19 protein-coding genes are annotated in these 14,910 nt (G+C 69.9%); 4 read left to right on the forward strand and 15 right to left on the reverse strand.

Annotation, left to right across the window (positions count from 1 at the left end; translation table 11 throughout):
* Window positions 1–15: 15 nt before the first annotated feature.
* The 8 genes from L0984_RS22175 to L0984_RS22210 all read right to left on the reverse strand — a co-directional run bounded on the left by L0984_RS22175 (window position 16) and on the right by L0984_RS22210 (window position 7,011).
* Complete coding sequence (locus tag L0984_RS22175; RefSeq protein ID WP_234196483.1) at window positions 16–1,065, reverse strand: LacI family DNA-binding transcriptional regulator; 1,050 nt, start codon at window positions 1,063–1,065, stop codon at window positions 16–18.
* Window positions 1,062–2,048: a 2-hydroxyacid dehydrogenase gene (locus L0984_RS22180; RefSeq protein ID WP_234196485.1), complete on the reverse strand. Its 987-nt coding sequence runs from the start codon at window positions 2,046–2,048 to the stop codon at window positions 1,062–1,064. Before L0984_RS22180 ends, L0984_RS22175 begins: the two co-directional genes overlap by 4 nt.
* Window positions 2,045–2,998: a sugar kinase gene (locus L0984_RS22185; protein ID WP_234196487.1), complete on the reverse strand. Its 954-nt coding sequence runs from the start codon at window positions 2,996–2,998 to the stop codon at window positions 2,045–2,047. Before L0984_RS22185 ends, L0984_RS22180 begins: the two co-directional genes overlap by 4 nt.
* Before the next feature lie 35 nt (window positions 2,999–3,033).
* Window positions 3,034–3,783, reverse strand: coding sequence for a sugar phosphate isomerase/epimerase family protein (locus tag L0984_RS22190; RefSeq protein ID WP_234196489.1), 750 nt, complete (start codon window positions 3,781–3,783; stop codon window positions 3,034–3,036).
* Between the two features lie 206 nt (window positions 3,784–3,989).
* Window positions 3,990–4,766 carry an amino acid ABC transporter ATP-binding protein gene (locus L0984_RS22195; protein ID WP_255697552.1) on the reverse strand — a complete coding sequence of 259 codons (777 nt, stop codon included), beginning with the start codon at window positions 4,764–4,766 and terminating at the stop codon, window positions 3,990–3,992.
* Between the two features lie 41 nt (window positions 4,767–4,807).
* On the reverse strand, window positions 4,808–5,605 hold the full coding sequence (locus tag L0984_RS22200) for a transporter substrate-binding domain-containing protein (RefSeq protein ID WP_234196491.1): 798 nt from the start codon (window positions 5,603–5,605) through the stop codon (window positions 4,808–4,810).
* A 56-nt stretch (window positions 5,606–5,661) separates the two neighbouring features.
* A complete protein-coding gene (locus tag L0984_RS22205; protein ID WP_234196493.1) occupies window positions 5,662–6,315 on the reverse strand; it encodes an amino acid ABC transporter permease in 654 nt (217 codons plus the stop codon).
* 24 nt (window positions 6,316–6,339) lie between these two features.
* Window positions 6,340–7,011 carry an amino acid ABC transporter permease gene (locus L0984_RS22210; RefSeq protein WP_017761095.1) on the reverse strand — a complete coding sequence of 224 codons (672 nt, stop codon included), beginning with the start codon at window positions 7,009–7,011 and terminating at the stop codon, window positions 6,340–6,342.
* Window positions 7,012–7,179: 168 nt separating this feature from the next.
* Between L0984_RS22210 and L0984_RS22215 the strand changes: the two genes are divergently transcribed.
* Window positions 7,180–7,599 carry a BLUF domain-containing protein gene (locus L0984_RS22215; RefSeq protein WP_234196495.1) on the forward strand — a complete coding sequence of 140 codons (420 nt, stop codon included), beginning with the start codon at window positions 7,180–7,182 and terminating at the stop codon, window positions 7,597–7,599.
* Between the two features lie 57 nt (window positions 7,600–7,656).
* On the opposite strand, the gene L0984_RS22220 is transcribed toward L0984_RS22215, so the two are convergent.
* From L0984_RS22220 to L0984_RS22230, 3 genes are read right to left on the reverse strand one after another with little or no spacing between them, the layout of a single operon-like run.
* The gene (locus L0984_RS22220; RefSeq protein WP_234196496.1) at window positions 7,657–8,514 is read right to left on the reverse strand and encodes an SDR family oxidoreductase; all 858 of its coding nucleotides are present in this window, start codon (window positions 8,512–8,514) and stop codon (window positions 7,657–7,659) included.
* Window positions 8,507–9,142, reverse strand: coding sequence for a cysteine hydrolase family protein (locus L0984_RS22225; protein ID WP_234196498.1), 636 nt, complete (start codon window positions 9,140–9,142; stop codon window positions 8,507–8,509). The genes L0984_RS22220 and L0984_RS22225 overlap by 8 nt, the downstream gene beginning before the upstream one ends.
* Window positions 9,139–10,038, reverse strand: a complete 900-nt coding sequence (locus L0984_RS22230) for a manganese catalase family protein (protein ID WP_234196500.1) — start codon at window positions 10,036–10,038, stop codon at window positions 9,139–9,141. The genes L0984_RS22225 and L0984_RS22230 overlap by 4 nt, the downstream gene beginning before the upstream one ends.
* A 279-nt stretch (window positions 10,039–10,317) precedes the next feature.
* On the opposite strand from L0984_RS22230, the gene L0984_RS22235 reads away from it, so the two are divergent.
* A complete protein-coding gene (locus L0984_RS22235) occupies window positions 10,318–10,977 on the forward strand; it encodes a ferritin-like domain-containing protein (protein WP_234196502.1) in 660 nt (219 codons plus the stop codon).
* A gap of 83 nt (window positions 10,978–11,060) precedes the next feature.
* Here the strand turns inward: L0984_RS22235 and L0984_RS22240 are convergent, their stop codons facing one another.
* Window positions 11,061–11,321, reverse strand: a complete 261-nt coding sequence (locus L0984_RS22240) for a hypothetical protein (RefSeq protein ID WP_234196504.1) — start codon at window positions 11,319–11,321, stop codon at window positions 11,061–11,063.
* A gap of 305 nt (window positions 11,322–11,626) precedes the next feature.
* Between L0984_RS22240 and L0984_RS22245 the strand changes: the two genes are divergently transcribed.
* On the forward strand, window positions 11,627–11,890 hold the full coding sequence (locus L0984_RS22245; RefSeq protein ID WP_234196506.1) for a hypothetical protein: 264 nt from the start codon (window positions 11,627–11,629) through the stop codon (window positions 11,888–11,890).
* A 427-nt stretch (window positions 11,891–12,317) separates the two neighbouring features.
* Here L0984_RS22245 and L0984_RS22250 read toward each other — a convergent pair whose 3' ends face one another.
* The gene (locus tag L0984_RS22250) at window positions 12,318–12,497 is read right to left on the reverse strand and encodes a hypothetical protein (protein ID WP_234196507.1); all 180 of its coding nucleotides are present in this window, start codon (window positions 12,495–12,497) and stop codon (window positions 12,318–12,320) included.
* A gap of 379 nt (window positions 12,498–12,876) precedes the next feature.
* On the opposite strand from L0984_RS22250, the gene L0984_RS22255 reads away from it, so the two are divergent.
* Entirely contained in the window at window positions 12,877–13,512 is a 636-nt protein-coding gene (locus tag L0984_RS22255; protein WP_234196509.1) for a response regulator, read from the forward strand.
* A 48-nt stretch (window positions 13,513–13,560) separates the two neighbouring features.
* On the opposite strand, the gene L0984_RS22260 is transcribed toward L0984_RS22255, so the two are convergent.
* Together L0984_RS22260 and L0984_RS22265 are read right to left on the reverse strand one after the other, a co-directional pair.
* Window positions 13,561–13,830 carry a hypothetical protein gene (locus L0984_RS22260; protein ID WP_234196511.1) on the reverse strand — a complete coding sequence of 90 codons (270 nt, stop codon included), beginning with the start codon at window positions 13,828–13,830 and terminating at the stop codon, window positions 13,561–13,563.
* Between the two features lie 267 nt (window positions 13,831–14,097).
* Window positions 14,098–14,760, reverse strand: coding sequence for a response regulator (locus L0984_RS22265; protein ID WP_255697554.1), 663 nt, complete (start codon window positions 14,758–14,760; stop codon window positions 14,098–14,100).
* Window positions 14,761–14,910: the final 150 nt, after the last annotated feature.

The raw sequence follows: 14,910 nt of genomic DNA on the forward strand, positions 1-14,910 counted from the left end.
CCAGCGCTCGGCCGTTCAGGCCGCCGAGGAGCCCCGCACCACCAGCGTGCCGGGCAGCAGCAGCTCACGCGCCGGGCCTTCCAGGCCCTGCATGCGCTCGATCAGGCAGGTGGCGGCGGCGCGGCCCAGCTCGTCGGTGGGCTGGGCCAGGGTGCTGAGGCCCGGTCCCACCAGCGAGGCCCATTCGGGCTCGTCGAAGCCGATGAAGCCCAGCGCGTCGCCGAACTCCCAGCCCAACTGGCGCACGGCCTGCGCCACGCGCAGCGTGACCACCGAGTTGCCCGCCACCACGGCAGCGCGGCGCGGGGCGCGGGCGCGCTTGCGCAGGGCGCGCAGGGCTTCGCGCAGCGCCTCGTCGGCGCCCTCGGGGGCTTCGAACACCTCGCCCCGGACGCGCGGCGACGCCCCGGCATGCGCGTTCATGCAGTCGCGAAAGGCGGCGGCACGCTCGCGCCGGGTGCTCACGCCCTGCTGCGGCTCGGTCACGTACAGCAGCTCGCGCCAGCCGTGATCGATCAGGTGGCTGCAGGCCTCGGCCATGGCGCCGCGGTTGTCGATGGAGACGAAGTCGGCCTCCAGGCCGTCGTGCCGCCGGTCCACCAGCACGGCCGGCTTGCCGTGGGCGGCGATCGCCTCGACCACGCCGGCCCCGCGGCCCAGGGTGTTGAGGATGAAGCCGTCCACCTGGTAGCCGGCCAGGGCGTCGATGGCCTCGCGCTCGCGGCCGGCCTCGTTGCCGATGTTGAACAGCATCACCAGGTAGCCCGCGTCCTTGCAGGCCTTCTCGGCGCCGCGCAGCACGGCCACCGAGAAGGGGTTGGTGATGTCGGCCACGATCAGCCCGATGAGCCGCGAGCGGCCATGGCTGAGCGCCTGCGCCATCGGACTCGGCACATAGCCCAGTTCGGCGATGGCGGCCTCGACGCGGGCCGCGATGTCGGGGCTGAGCAGGCGTTCGCGGTGGTTGAAGAAGCGCGACACCGTGGCCTTGGACACGCCCGCCACGCGCGCGACGTCCGAGATGGTGGGGCGGCCCGGCCGCACGGCCGGCGGCGGTGTGCTCATGAAGCCGCAGTGTCGTACACCGCGGCGGGGCGGCGGCCCGCCAGCGCGTCGAGCAGGTTGCTCACTGCGAGTTCGGCCATGCCGTGGCGCGTCTCGTGCGTGGCCGAGCCGATGTGCGGCAGCGGCGTCACCTTGGGGTGGGTGCGCAGCGGCGAATCGAGCGGCAGCGGCTCGCGCGCGAACACGTCCAGGCCAGCCGCGCGCAGGTGGCCGCTGTCCAGCGCGGCCAGGAGGGCCGCCTCGTCCACGGTGGCGCCGCGGCCGCCATTGATGAAGACGGCGCCGGGCTTCATCTGCGCGAACAGGCCGGCATCGACCATGCCGCGGGTCTGCGGCGTGAGGGGCAGCATCGCGACCACGAAGTCGGCGCGGTCCAGCAACTGGGGCAGCGGCGTGTGATGCGCGCGGCCTTGCAGCTCGGGCGCCTGCGTGGCCAGGTCGACCGGGCGGCGGGCGTGGTACAGCACCGGCATGCCGAAGCCCAGGGCGGCGCGGCGCGCGATGGCCTGGCCGATGCGGCCGAAGCCCAGCAGCCCCAGCGTCTTGTCATGCACGTCGAAGCCGAAGAGGTCTTCGCCGATGTTCCGGTCCCAGCGGCCTTCGCGCACCAGCGTGGCGAGTTCGACCACGCGGCGGCTGGTGGCCATCAGCAGGGCGAAGACGGTGTCGGCCACGGTCTCGTCCAGCACGCCGGGCGTGTGGGCCAGCACGATGTTGCGCGCGTGAAGGGCGGCCAGGTCGTAGTTGTCCACCCCCACCGACACGCTGGAGACCACCTCCAGCTTCGGCGCCGCGGCGATCACGTCGGCGTCGATCGGAAAGCTGGAGCCGATCAGCCCCTGCGCTTCGGACAGGGCGGCATCGAAGGCGGCACGGTCCTTCCTGGGGTCGGCGAAGCTGACGTCGTGCGCGGCCTGCAGGCGCGCCATCTGGTCGGGCGGCAGGGCGCGGAAGACCAGGACCTTCTTGCGTGCGTCGATCACAGGCCGGCCTCCTGCAGCTGGGCCCGCGTGGGCAGGCCTTCGGTGTCGCCCAGCACCTGCACCGCGCGGGCGCCGATCCAGGCGCCACGGCGCACGGCCTCAGGCACGCTGCGGCCTTCGAGCAGGGCGCTGACCACACCGGCCGCGAAGCCGTCGCCGGCGCCCACGGTGTCGATCACCTGTTCGACCGGGAAACCGGGCACCTGGCCGCAGCCGGCGGTGGCGCTGTCGTAGTAGGCGCCGTCGGGCCCGAGCTTGACGACCACCAGCGAGGCGCCGGCCGCGCGGTAGAAGCGGGCGATGCCCTCGGGCGTGGCTTCGCCGGTCAGCAGCCGGCCTTCCTCCAGGCCGGGCAGCACCCAGTCGGCCTTGGCGGCCAGCGCGTTGATGCATTCGCGCATGCGCTCGGTGCTGGCCCAGAGCGTGGGGCGCAGGTTGGGGTCGAAGGAGATGCTGCGGCCTGCGGCGCGCATCAGGTCCAACGTGCGGTGGGCGGTGGGCAGCGTGGTCTCGGAGACGGCGGCAAAGACGCCCGTGGCATGCAGGTGACGCGCGGCGCACAGCCAGGCCTCGTCGATGTCCTCGGGCCGCATCTGGCTGGCGGCCGAGCCCTTGCGGTGGTATTCGACCGGCGGGTCGCTGCCGTCGGTAACGCGACCCTTGAACTGGAAGCCGGTGCGCTGCGTGGCGTCGCACACCACATGCGAGCAGTCGATGCCCTCGGCCTGCATGGTGGCCAGCAGTGAGCGGCCCATGGAATCGGTACCCAGACGGCTGGCCCAGCCCACCCTGAGGCCGAGGCGGGCAAGGCCGATGGCCACGTTGGTCTCGGCACCGGCGCTGCGCTTGTGGAAGAGCGTGGCGTTCTCGATGGGGCCGGGCTCGTCGGCCACCAGCAGCAGCATGGCCTCGCCGAAGGTGGCGACGTCGAAGGTGGGGGCGGTGGTCATGCGGGACGGTTCAGCGAAGGCTCGGGCTGGGGTGTTCAGGCGGCGGTGCGCAGCTGGCGCAGGGCGGTGATCTCGGCGCGCGTGACGGCCGTCAGGTCGTCGCCGATCAGCGGGTACTCGATGGCATGCGGCACATCGGCCGGGAGCGCGCGCAGCACGGCGCGCCAGGGCGCGGCCGATTCGGCCAGCGGCACGGCCACCCATTTGTCGGGCCGGCGCTGCACGCCCTTGGCATGCACGTAGCGCACGCGGTGGGCGAGGGCGCGGGCGGCCTCCAGCGGGCATTCGCCCAGCCAGTGCCAGTTGCCCATGTCGAAGGTCATGCCCAGGTCCAGGCCGGCGGCCTGCTGGGCGTCGAAGAAGGCCACGAGCGCGTCGAGCGTTCCGGCGGTGGGCGTCTGGTCGTTCTCGATCACCAGTTCCACCGGCGTGCGGGCCAGCGCCTCGCGCAGCGCTTCCAGGGAGTCGCGGCTGCGCGTGGCGTGGAAGCCGCCGATGGCCATCTTGAGGCGTGGCGCATCCAGGGCCACTGCGCGGGCCAGGCCGGTCTGTAGCGCGGTCGTGTCGAGCTGCCCGTCGGCGGTCCACAGGCCTTCGGGGCTGGAGTAGACCGCGGCATGGCCCTTGAGCGCCGCCAGTTCGGACGTGGCATTGCGCAGCAGCTCGCCGCGCACCTCGACGCTGTCCACGCCGGCTTCGTAGGCCAGGCCCGTGGCCCAGGCCTGGCCATGGCGGCCCACCTCGGCCGCGCCGAAGGAGGAAAGAGAGATCAGGACGGAGAACATCGGGTCAGGCGTCTGTGAAACTGCGTGCCTGCTGCAGCACATGAAAGGAGATGGACCTCCCTCTCCCCTCGCGGGAGAGGGCCGGGGAGAGGGGGCGGCGGCGCGACCAAGGAGCCAAGACCCTCGTGGTGCGGGCGCCCCCTCTCCCCAACCCCTCTCCCGCGAGGGGAGAGGGGCTCAAGAAGGGCGCGCAGGTACCCGTCATCTCAATGACCGGACGTCAGGATCTGGCCCAGGAACTGCCGCGTCTTCTCGTGCTGCGGGTTGCCGAAGAAGGCCTCCGGCGTGCCCTGTTCGAGGATCTGGCCGCCGGCCATGAAGATCACGCGGTCGGCCACGCTGCGGGCGAAGCCCATCTCGTGCGTCACGCACAGCATGGTCATGCCGTCGTCGGCCAGGCCGATCATGGTGTCCAGCACTTCCTTGACCATCTCGGGGTCGAGCGCCGAGGTCGGCTCGTCGAACAGCATGATCTTGGGAGCCATGCACAGCGCCCGGGCAATGGCCACGCGCTGCTGCTGGCCGCCGGAGAGCTGGCTGGGGTACTTGTGGGCCTGCTCGGGAATGCGCACCCGCGTCAGGTACTTCATGGCCACCGCCTCGGCCTCTTCGCGCGACATGCCGCGCGAGCGCATCGGCGCCAGCGTGCAGTTCTGCAGGATCGTGAGGTGCGGGAACAGGTTGAACTGCTGGAACACCATGCCCACTTCCGCGCGCACGGCGTCCACGTTCTTGCCGCCGGCCGTCAGCTCGATGCCGTCGACCGCGATGCGGCCCTTCTGCACTGTCTCCAGCCGGTTGATGCAGCGGATCAGCGTGGACTTGCCCGAGCCCGAGGGCCCGCAGATGACGATGCGCTCGCCGGTGCGCACCGACAGGTCCACGTCGGTGAGCACCTGGAACTCGCCATACCACTTGCTCACCCCTTCCATGCGGATGATGGGGTCGCCCAGTTCATGGGGCGCGGCCACGCTGCTGTTCATCGTTCGGCTGCCTTGTGCGTTCGGAAGAGGGAAGAAGCCAATCAGGAGTTGGGCAGGGCCGGGAAGTCGGTGCCCAGCCACTTCTGGTAGAGCTTGTTCAGCTCGCCGTTCTTCTTGTTGCGCTCGACGAACTCGTCCAGCGTCTTCTTCAGCTCGGGCTGGCCCGGGCGCATGGCGATGCCCATGACCTGCTGGCGCAGATTGAACTTGTTCTCGAAGTTGCTGCCGGCGCGCTTGGCGATCTGCGCGGCCACGGTGGTGGAGCAGCCGATGGCATCGACCTGGCCCGACATCAGCGCCTGCATGGCCGAGGCGTCGTCATCGAAGCGGCGGATCTCGGTGCCTTCGGGCGCCACGGCGGTCAGCGACACGTCCTGCGTGCTGGCGCGGGCCACGCCCACGCGCTTGCCCTTGAGGTCGGCGGGCGACTTCATCTCGACCTTGCTGCTGCCGTACAGCACGATGGTGGCAGCGGCGTAGGGCACCGAGAAGTCCACCTGCTTGGCGCGCTCGGGCGTGACGGCCAGCGAGGCGATCAGCAGGTCGACCTTGTTGGTCAGCAGGAAGGGAATGCGGTTGGGGCCGGTGACGGGCACGATGTTGGCCTTGACGCCCAGGTCCTTGGCCAGCAGCTTGGCCACGTCGGCGTCGTAGCCGTCGGGCTGGTTCTTGGCGTCGGTGGTGCCGTAGGGCGGAAAGTCCACCAGCATGCCGATGGTGATCTCGCCCTTCTTCTTGATGTCGGCCACGGACTGGGCCGAGGCCAGGGGAGCGAAGGCGGTGGCGCAGGCGGCCAGGCCCAGTGCCAGGGCGGCGCGGCGGTGCAGGCTGAGGTTCATGGAGGTCTCCTTGGGGTTGGACGGGACGGGATGATTGAAGAGAAGAAGGGCAGCGGTCATCGCGCCAGGGCCCGCGCGCGGCGGCGTTCCATGTGCGCAGCCAGCAGCGACAGCGGCCAGCAGATCACGAAGTACAGCGCCGCCACGGTGCTGAACACCTCCAGCGGCTGGAAGGTGGCGTTGTTGATGATCTGCCCGGCGCGGGTGATCTCGGTGAAGCCGATGATGGCCGCGAGGGACGTGCCCTTGATGATCTGCACCACATAGCCCACGGTGGGCGGCAGCGCGATCTTGAAGGCCTGGGGCAGCACCACGTCGCGCAGGCGGGCGGTGTACGACAGGTTGAGCGCCATGGCCGCTTCCCACTGGCCGCGCGGAATGGCCTGGATGCAGCCGCGCCAGATCTCGCCCAGGAAGGCCGCACTGTTGAGGATGAGCGCCGCGCCCGCGGCCACCCAGGGGTTGATGTCCAGCCCCAGCACCGGGGCGCCGAAGAAGATCAGGAACAGCTGCAGCAGCAGCGGCGTGCCCTGGAACACCTGGATGAACACGCCCGAGGCGAAGAGCGCCGCGCGGTTCTCGCTGGTCCGGGCCAGCGCGACGATCAGGCCCAGGATGGCGCCGCCGACGAAGGCGATGGCCGACAGGGCCAGCGTCCACTGGGCCGCTTCGAGGATGAACAGGAATTCGGGAAAGCCGAAGGTACGCATGATGGTCGTGTCCTTGTGCTGCCTTCAGCGGCGGTCGGGGTAGTGCAGGACGCGCTGGTAGATCAGCTTGAACAGCAGCGAGAAGAGCAGGGCCAGGCCCAGGTAGATGGCGGCCACGACGATGTAGATCTCGAAGCTGCGGAAGGTCTGCGACTGCAGCGTGGCGGCCACCGAGGTGAGGTCGTCGGCTGAGATCACCGAGACGACGGCCGAGCTCAGCATCAGCAGGATGAACTGGCTGGTCAGCGCCGGGTAGATGGCCTTGAGCGCCGGCTTGATGATGATGAAGCGGAAGATCTCCCAGCCCTTGAGGTTGAGCGCGCGGCCCGCCTCGATCTGGCCCTTGGGAATGGACTCGATGCCGGCCCGGATGATCTCGGTGGCGTAGGCACCCAGGTTGACCACCATGGCGGTGAGCGCGGCCATGTAGGGCGACCAGCGCACGCCGATGACCGGCAGCGCGAAGAAAAAGAAGAACAGCTGCACCAGGAAGGGCGTGTTCCGGATCACCTCGATGTACGCATTGATCAGGAAGCGCAGCGGCGCCGGCCCGCTGGTCTTGCCCCAGGCGCACACCACGGCCACGGCCAGGCCCAGCAGCGTGGCGGTGAGGGAGAGCTGCACCGTGATCCATGTGCCCTTGAGCAGCAGGGGCCAGGCGGCGAGCACGGCATCGAACTGGAACTGGTAATTCACGGCATGGGGCGCGTGGAGGCGCCGGTGTGTCTCCGATGACGGAAATTATGAAACCGGTTTCAGCGATTGCGATCAGGGTTTGCCCTGAGGGTGATTGCCCGCCTTTTTCCCTTCGGCGCGCCGTGGTCAGCCGCGCCGCCCGCGGAGCAGGGGACTAGGATCGGTCGTGTGATCTACCGACTCATCTATGCCAGCCGTGCACAGGTCTTCCGCTCGGAGGACGTGGCGGGCATCCTGCGCCAGTCGCGCGAGAACAATCCGGCTGCGGGCGTGACGGGCGCCCTGTGCCTGCTGGATGGCGTGTACATGCAATACCTCGAAGGCTCGCAGGCGGCGGTGGAGCATCTGTATGGCCGCATCCTGGACGACGAGCGGCACCGGCAACTGCGCCTGCTGGACCGTGGCCCAACACCCGCGCGTGTCTTCCCCCACTGGTCGATGGCCCTGCTGGACTGGGACGAGCGCATCCGCGCCGTCTTCCTGCGCCACGGCATGCCGCTGCCGCTGGACCTCTACGCCACGCCCTCCGACCAGGCCGCCGAGCTGTTCGGCGCGCTCGCCCGCACGCCCAGCTGGGTGCCGCTCTAAAGAGGGCTTGTCGTGCAGGAGCGGGTCATCGCCCTCCTCCTGCCGCGGGACGCAGCGCTAGATCATCGGCACGCCGCCGGTGACGGCGATCGTGGCGCCCGAGATGTAGCTCGCCTCGTCCGAGGCCAGCATCACGTAGGCCGCCTGCAGCTCCTTGGGCTGCGCGGGGCGCTTCATCGGCGTCTGCTGTCCGAACTTGGCCACTTGCTCGGGCGGCATGGTCGAAGGGATGAGCGGCGTCCACACCGGCCCCGGCGCCACGCAGTTGACGCGGATGCCCTGCTCGGCCAGCAGCTGGGCCAGGCCGCCGGTGAGGTTCTGGATCGCACCCTTGGTGGCCGCATAGGCCACCAGCGTGGCATTGGGCTTGTCGGCGTTGATGGAGGCCGTGTTGATGATCGAGGCGCCGGGCTTCATGTGCGGCACGGCCGCCTTGGCCAGGAAGAACATGGCGAAGACGTTGGTGCGGAAGGTGCGGTCGATCTCCTCCTCGGTCAACTCCTGCAGCGACTTGTGGCTCATCTGGAAGGCGGCGTTGTTGACCAGCACATCGAGCCGGCCGAACTGCTGCACGGCGGCATCGACCAGCGAACGGCAATGCGCCTCGCTGCGGATGTCGCCAGCGATGGCCAGGCACTGGCGGCCTTCGCGCTGCACCCATTCGCGGGTGACGCGGGCGTCGCTTTCCTCCTCGGGCAGATAGGCAATGAGCAGGTCGGCGCCTTCGCGCGCGAAGGCCAGCGCGACCGCGCGGCCGATGCCGCTGTCGCCGCCCGTGATCAGCGCCACCTTGCCTTGCAGCTTGCCGCTGCCGCGGTAGCTGTCCGCGCCGAAGTCGGGCTGCGGTGTCATGCGCGATTCCAGGCCGGGCGGCTGCTGGGGCAGCGTGGAAGTCTGGGGCGTGGGTTCAGTCATTGGAGGGCTCCTGGCGGGGTGGTGGGGCGCGGGTCGGGGAAGGCGGCGCGTTCTGGAAGATCTCTCGCCAGGTGTCCGGCGCCTCGACCTTCCACGTCTCGCGCAGCTGCTGCAGCAGCACCTGGTGCCGTGCCTCGCCCTGCGAGGCGGAGCAGTCCGCAGGCACGATCGGGTCCAGCTCGCGCATGCGGGCGTCCGACACGGACATCAGCACGCACTGGTCGCTGGAGACGCCGGCGAGCACCAGCCGTTGAACCTTCAGGTGCTGCAGCAGGAAGGGCATGGGCGTGCCGTGGAAGATCGAATGCTTGGGCTTGAGCACGAAGTAGTCGTGCGCGTGGGGGCGCATCAGTCGCGTGATCTCGGCGCCCGGCCCGTCCTGGGCCAGGGCCGCATCGACCAGCGCGCGGAAGTCGGAACGCCAGCGCCCGCGGTTGTCGTTGGCATAGATGACGGGCACACCGCGGTCGCGGCAGGCCTGGGCCAGCGCTGCGATCTCGGTGGCCACGCGCTGGGCATGCGGCAGCAGGTGCTCGGCGTCCGGAAAGTCCCAGCCACTGATCATGTCGATGATGACCAGCGCCAGGCCGTCTGGCGCCGGCGCATCCGCCTCGCGCCCCTTGCTCACTTCTTCTTGGCCGCCGGCGGCGGGGTGACGCCGGCGCCCAGCTCGGCACCGGTGGTGGGATCGATGTCGGTGCGCGACTGCGTGCGTGTGGCCATCGCGCGCAGCACTTCTGCATCGCCCTCGGGCAACTCCACCGAGGCCCAGCCCGTGCGGCCGTCCACGGGGCCCGAGTCCTGCGTCATCGGTACGAAGTCCCAGTCCGGGCCTTCGTTCCACGGGCCCTTGAGGTCGGCCTCGCCCTTGGACATGCGAAAGTACACGCTGGTGAAGCGCGGATCGCCCGGCAGCTTGCCCGGCGGGAAGTTGGGCTCGATGCTGTAGAGCGCCTTCTCGAAGGACTTCTGGTGCGCCACCTCGCGCGTCATCAGGAAGGTGAGGGCGTCCTTCACGCCGGGGTCCTCGGTGAGGTTGATGAGCCGCTCGTAGACGATCTTGGCGCGGGCCTCGGCCGCGATGTTGGAGCGCAGGTCGGCGGTGGGCTCGCCGATGGTGTCGACGTAGGCGGCCGTCCAGGGCACGCCCGCCGAATTGACGAGTGGGGCGCCGCCGCCGTAGAGCACCTGCGTGAGGTGGCTGTCGTTGCCGGCGCCGGTGATGGAGCGATACATCTCGCCCTGCTCGTCCACGCCTTCGGCCAGCCGGCCCTTGGCGCCCTTGTTGAGCATGCACACCAGGTTGCCGATCACTTCGAGGTGGCTCAGCTCTTCGGTCGCGATGTCGAACAGCATGTCCTTGCGGCCGGGATCGTCCTCTGCGATCGCCTGCGTGAAGTAGCGGCAGGCGGCTGCCAGCTCGCCCTGCGGGCCGCCGAACTGCTCCAGCATGAGGTTGGCGAGGCCGGGGTTGGGCATGCTGACATGCACGGTGTATTGCAGTCGCTTGTTGTGCGAGAACATGAAGAAGACTCCTGTGGGGTTGTGGGGTTCGAAGGGCCCTGCTTTTGCGATGGCGAGGGCGCCAGCGCACAGCGTTCGCAGCCACCCCGCCGAACCATGTAGGCAAAGGCCCAGCTGGGAGTGGGAGCGCACAGCCGACGGGCGGCAGGCCTCTCCGTCGGCCTGTGTCGCCGGTGCCGGCCTCGCGTCTCGCCGGCCCGGTGCGGCGACTCTTCCTACAGGGGCGCTCCGGGCCGGCCCCAGGGTGGCGGCTTCGACATCCGGCAAGGAGCAATCCCCATGAATCCCCACTCTGGCAAGGCTTTCGGCGTGGACCTGGCACGCGAGTCCGCCGCGGGCGAGGAAGACCCGGGGGCGTCGCTCGACGGATTCGACGCGGTCGGCGCTTCGGCCGATCCGCTTTCCTCCACCCCGACCAGGAGCTTTTCGATGACCCATCCCGCCGACCATCTGATGGACTGGCTGCGTGACGCCCATGCGATGGAAGAGCAGGCCGAGACCATGCTGCAGACCGCCAGCGACCGCCTGCAGAACTACCCCGAACTCAAGGCCAAGATGCAGGCCCACCTGCAGGAGACGCGCGAGCAGGCGCGCATGCTGCGCGAATGCATCCAGCGCCGCGGCGGTGACACGTCCAGCATGAAGGACGTCGCCGGCAAGATGAGCGCCATGATGCAGGGCCTGGGTGCCCGCATGGCCGACGACGAGGTGATGAAGGTGGCGATGAGCTGCTATGCCTTCGAGCACTTCGAGGTGGCCACCTACCGCATCCTGGTGGCGGCCGCAGACATGGCGCAGGACGCGCAGACCCGCCAGGTCTGCGAGGACATCCTGCGCCAGGAAGAGGCCATCGCCGCCTGGCTGGGCGAGCGCCTGGGCGTGCTGACGCAGGAGTTTCTGGAGCTGTCGCAGGGCGCGGGCGCCGATGCCAAGCGCTGAGGAACATCGCATCGCCGCCCCCCTTTGGGATGGCCGCTCAGAGACTGCCGTCAATGCGGCCGTGAGCGCGCCTAAGGGGCTTATCAGCCCTTGCGCGTCTTGCCCGGCCAGGGCGGGGGCTCGGTGTTGGGATCGGGCTTCATGGATTCGCGCACGCCCCAGGGTGCGGCGCCGTCGTGCTCCGCGGCCTCGGCGTTCTGACGCTTGTCCATCATGCGTTCGTGCGGACCGGGCTTGACGGTGTCACCATCCGGGTAGCCTTTGGCAGGCCCCAGGTTGCTGGCGGCGCCATCGGTGGTGGGGCGGGTGCCCTCGCCGCTGTCGGTGATGGGGGTGGTACTCATGGGTGGATGCTCCGGGTTGGGATGGAAGGAAGCTCGGCGGACGCTGCAGCCCATGGCCACATCGTCCGTCCCTGGGTCGCGCGCTAAGGGTTCAGCGTGGGGGGCCCATTGCCATGGGCCTGTAGGTGGCGGCGCAGCCACACGTGGGGGGCTGCCGCAGCCCCTGCGCGCACAGTCGCCTGCGGCAATTCCTACTGCGGCGCGCTGCCGCAAGACACAGCCTTCAGGCCATCGCCTCTTCCGGCCGTGGCGCCATTCGCGTCGATGCTCGGCCGGGGGCGCAACCCTTTCCAGGAACCCGCCTCATGAACCCCAACGAAGACCGACGCCGCGCCCCGCCCCAAGGTGTGGGCGAGGATCCCGTCCGCACCCTGGACGAAGGCCTGCGGCCCGATGCCGACACGCCGCCACAGAAGATCCCGATGCCCGTGCCGCCTGTGGTGGGCGATGCGCGGCATCCGCCCACCACCCAGCTCGATCAGGACGCCTCGCCGGCCGGTGACCGCGGCGAGGGCGCGCATCGCCATGCCGAAGACCTGCGTCAGGTCGGCGGCGTGCCGGACGCCTGAGCGCCACACCTCTCCCGTTCGGGCTGAGCTAGGCGAAGCCGCGGCGGTGAGCACCCCCACAAGGCCTTACCCGTCGCGCGAGCTTCATCGCGTCTTGGCCGGCTTCGGCGCCTGATTCGTCTCGGTGGTGGGGTTGCGGGATTCGGCCGCACGCTGGCCGCCGAGTCCACCCGGCTGTCCTACCCCGATCTCACGGCCATGGCCGCTGCTCGCCTCGGGTTGATCCGGGTTGGTCCGCCGGCCTTCTGTCCCGCTCGTCGGCGCTGCGCTTTGCGGGGGGCGGCTGGCTGGCGGGGGCACGGCGCGGCCCATGGAGCCCGGCGTGGCGCTGCCCTGGGGATTGCCGCGCGGGTTGCCGGAGTTCTGCGCCGCCGCTGGCAGGCCGGCCGCCAGCGCCCCCATCACGACGGCCGCTGCGGCCCAGCGTTCAATGCACGCCATGACCACCGCCCTGGCGCTGCTGCTTCTGGTTGCCGCTGCCTGCATGGTCCTCGCGGTCATGCCGGCTCTCGGGCGTACGCCGGCCTTCGTTGCGCGGCGTGGGGGGCTGCTTGCCAGTGGCGTTGTGCTCGGTGTGGCCGGGACGGCCGTTCTGCGAATTCGACATGGAAATGCTCCTTGGGTCGTAGGCCCGCCGCCCGAAGATGCGGGCGCCGCCGACCTCGGCGGGTGGGGACGGGTCAGTTCAGCTTATGGAGCTGCCAGCGGCCCCATGTCGGACAAGGACGGGCGCATCGTCAGCGGGCCGGGGCGGCGCTTCGCCGTGCGGCTGCAAGGCTTGCGGCAACACTTGCCGCAAGCGATGAGGCCCGATCGGGGCGGGCCCCGCCAGCCGGCCTACATGTCGCCAACACGCAGCTTCTTCTTTCATCCTCAGGCGGATGTCGCGGCATGGGAGTTGCCAGTACACCGTCATGCAGAGCACCCTTCATGCGGCCTCCGCGCCCACTTCCGCCTTTTCGCTGTCTTCCCGCCTCCCGCGCGCCTTGCAGCCGATCCGTGTCGGCGTGGTCGACGACCACCCGGTCGTGCGCACCGGCCTCAAGGCGCTGTTCGGCGCCGAGGACGACCTGCAGATGGTGTGGGAATGTGACCGGGCCCGCGGGCTGGCCCGCGAGCTGATCGCGCAGCAGCTCGATGTGCTGGTGCTCGACCTGGTGATCCCCGGTTCGAACGTGCTCGACGAGGTGGTCCGCTTGCGCATGCAGGCGCCCGATGTGGGCCTGGTGGTCTATACCGGGTTTGCGGCGGAGCAATACGCCTGCACGCTGGTGCGCGAGGGTGTGCGGGCCTTGGTCGACAAGGAAAGCGATCCTCACGAGCTGCTGCGGGCGGTGCGCGCCGTCGCACGCGGCGAGCGCTACATGTCGCCCACCATGGCCAACCTGTTGCTGGAGCACTGCGTGCCTGCCGATGGCCGCCACGAGGAGCCGCTCACCCGCCGCGAACTGCAGGTGCTGCTCAAGCTGGCCCAGGGCTGCGACCTGCAGCAGGCCGCTTCGTCGCTGTGCCTGTCGGTCAAGACGGTGGGCGGCTACCGGACCCGCATCCTGGAGAAGCTGGGCCTGCGCTCCAACGGCGAGATGACGCTCTATGCCATCCGCCACCAACTGATGGAGTGAGACCTGCGCCGGGCCGTGCTTCGCCGGGCCGTGCGCGCCGCCGGCGGGTCAGACCGGCGGATCGTTGCGTCCCGAGGCGAGGGCGGCGAGCCGGGCCCGGAAGGCCGCGAACAGATCGTTGAGCTTGCGCACCTGCCGCGCGATCACGCCGCGGGCCTCTTCCTGCAGCACCGGGTCGTCGGTGGCCCCGAGCAGTTCTGTGGCGGCGGCCATCGCGCTCAGCGGTGAACGCGCGTCGTGGTCGAACTCGCGCAGCAGCGCCTGCTGCGGCGATTCCGGCGGCGCAGGTGGGGTAGATGGCGGGGAGCGAGTGGTCATGTCAGTCTTCCATGGCGCTGTGCGCCACCCGTCTCGCATGAAACTGGCGCAGTGATACCGATCGAATGGCCGCGGAGCAGGCCGCACGCCAGGGCACCCGAGGAACTGGCTTTGCCAGGCCTCTGGGTGCGCCCCCCTCCAAGCCGAAGGCGCCAGAGAGGGGCTGAGGGCCGCGGCTCCAAGCCTGCCAGTGCAGGCTTGGACGTGCCCGAAGAGCAGCCGCCTCCGGCGGCCGCCCGGAGCATTGAAGCGGCATGGGGGGTGTCCTCACCTGAGCAGCCGACGCTTGGTCGCGTAGTAGGTCAACTCGCTGTTCGAGTGGAGGTCCATCTTGGCCATGATGCGGGCCTTGTGGGTGCTGATCGTCTTGGCCGACACGCACAGGGCGTCGGCGATGTGGGCCGGGCTGTCGCCCTGCGCGAGCTTCAGGAAGATCTGGAACTCGCGCGGCGTGAGCGAGTGGTGGGGCGCCGCCTCGCTGGTCTGGGTGCTGGAGCGCTGGGCCAGCACGCCCGCCATGTCTGAGGTGATGTAGCGCCGGCCGGCATGCAGCGCGCGGATGGCGGCCAGCACCTCGGAGGGGTCGCAGTCCTTGCCCAGGTAAGCCCGGGCGCCGTCGCGCAGCAGCGCGGGGCCGTAGTGCTCGGCAGGGTAGCCGGTATAGACCATCACGGCCACCCCCGAGGCGCGTTCGCGCAGGGTCGTCATCAGGTCCAGCGCGCTGTAGCCCGGCATCATCAGGTCCATGATCAGCACGTGGGGGCGCACGTCCAGCGCCAGCGCCCGCGTCTCGCGGCCATCGCGCGCCTCGCCCACGACCGTCATGTCGTCGCAGGAGGAGAGCAGGGCCCGCAGCCCCGAGCGCACCACCGGATGGTCGTCGGCGATGCCGACCCGGATCACGTGGGTGCCCCCCTCCGGCGCGGCCATCGCGGGCGCGCGCCTGGCGTGCCGGGGGAAACGGCGGAGGGTGGGAGGGCTGTGCCGAAAGCAGTTGTTCTGGAAGGTCTCACTCCATTGACTGCGCAACGGATGTGCCACGCCTGAATGGCGTAAAAGTAATAAATAAGTATTAAGTTC

Origin of the sequence: Pseudacidovorax sp. NFM-22, assembly GCF_021401245.1 — a bacterium.
GTDB lineage: Bacteria > Pseudomonadota > Gammaproteobacteria > Burkholderiales > Burkholderiaceae_C > Xenophilus.

Coding starts and splice junctions, on each gene's coding strand:
- L0984_RS22175 (WP_234196483.1), bottom strand. CDS start 1,065: ATGAGCACACCGCCGCCGGCCGTGCGGCCGGGCCGCCCCACCATCTCG.
- L0984_RS22185 (WP_234196487.1), bottom strand. CDS start 2,998: ATGACCACCGCCCCCACCTTCGACGTCGCCACCTTCGGCGAGGCCATG.
- L0984_RS22190 (WP_234196489.1), bottom strand. CDS start 3,783: ATGTTCTCCGTCCTGATCTCTCTTTCCTCCTTCGGCGCGGCCGAGGTG.
- L0984_RS22195 (WP_255697552.1), bottom strand. CDS start 4,766: ATGAACAGCAGCGTGGCCGCGCCCCATGAACTGGGCGACCCCATCATC.
- L0984_RS22200 (WP_234196491.1), bottom strand. CDS start 5,605: ATGAACCTCAGCCTGCACCGCCGCGCCGCCCTGGCACTGGGCCTGGCC.
- L0984_RS22205 (WP_234196493.1), bottom strand. CDS start 6,315: ATGCGTACCTTCGGCTTTCCCGAATTCCTGTTCATCCTCGAAGCGGCC.
- L0984_RS22220 (WP_234196496.1), bottom strand. CDS start 8,514: ATGACTGAACCCACGCCCCAGACTTCCACGCTGCCCCAGCAGCCGCCC.
- L0984_RS22230 (WP_234196500.1), bottom strand. CDS start 10,038: ATGTTCTCGCACAACAAGCGACTGCAATACACCGTGCATGTCAGCATG.
- L0984_RS22235 (WP_234196502.1), top strand. CDS start 10,318: ATGAATCCCCACTCTGGCAAGGCTTTCGGCGTGGACCTGGCACGCGAG.
- L0984_RS22240 (WP_234196504.1), bottom strand. CDS start 11,321: ATGAGTACCACCCCCATCACCGACAGCGGCGAGGGCACCCGCCCCACC.
- L0984_RS22245 (WP_234196506.1), top strand. CDS start 11,627: ATGAACCCCAACGAAGACCGACGCCGCGCCCCGCCCCAAGGTGTGGGC.
- L0984_RS22250 (WP_234196507.1), bottom strand. CDS start 12,497: ATGTCGAATTCGCAGAACGGCCGTCCCGGCCACACCGAGCACAACGCC.
- L0984_RS22260 (WP_234196511.1), bottom strand. CDS start 13,830: ATGACCACTCGCTCCCCGCCATCTACCCCACCTGCGCCGCCGGAATCG.
- L0984_RS22265 (WP_255697554.1), bottom strand. CDS start 14,760: ATGGCCGCGCCGGAGGGGGGCACCCACGTGATCCGGGTCGGCATCGCC.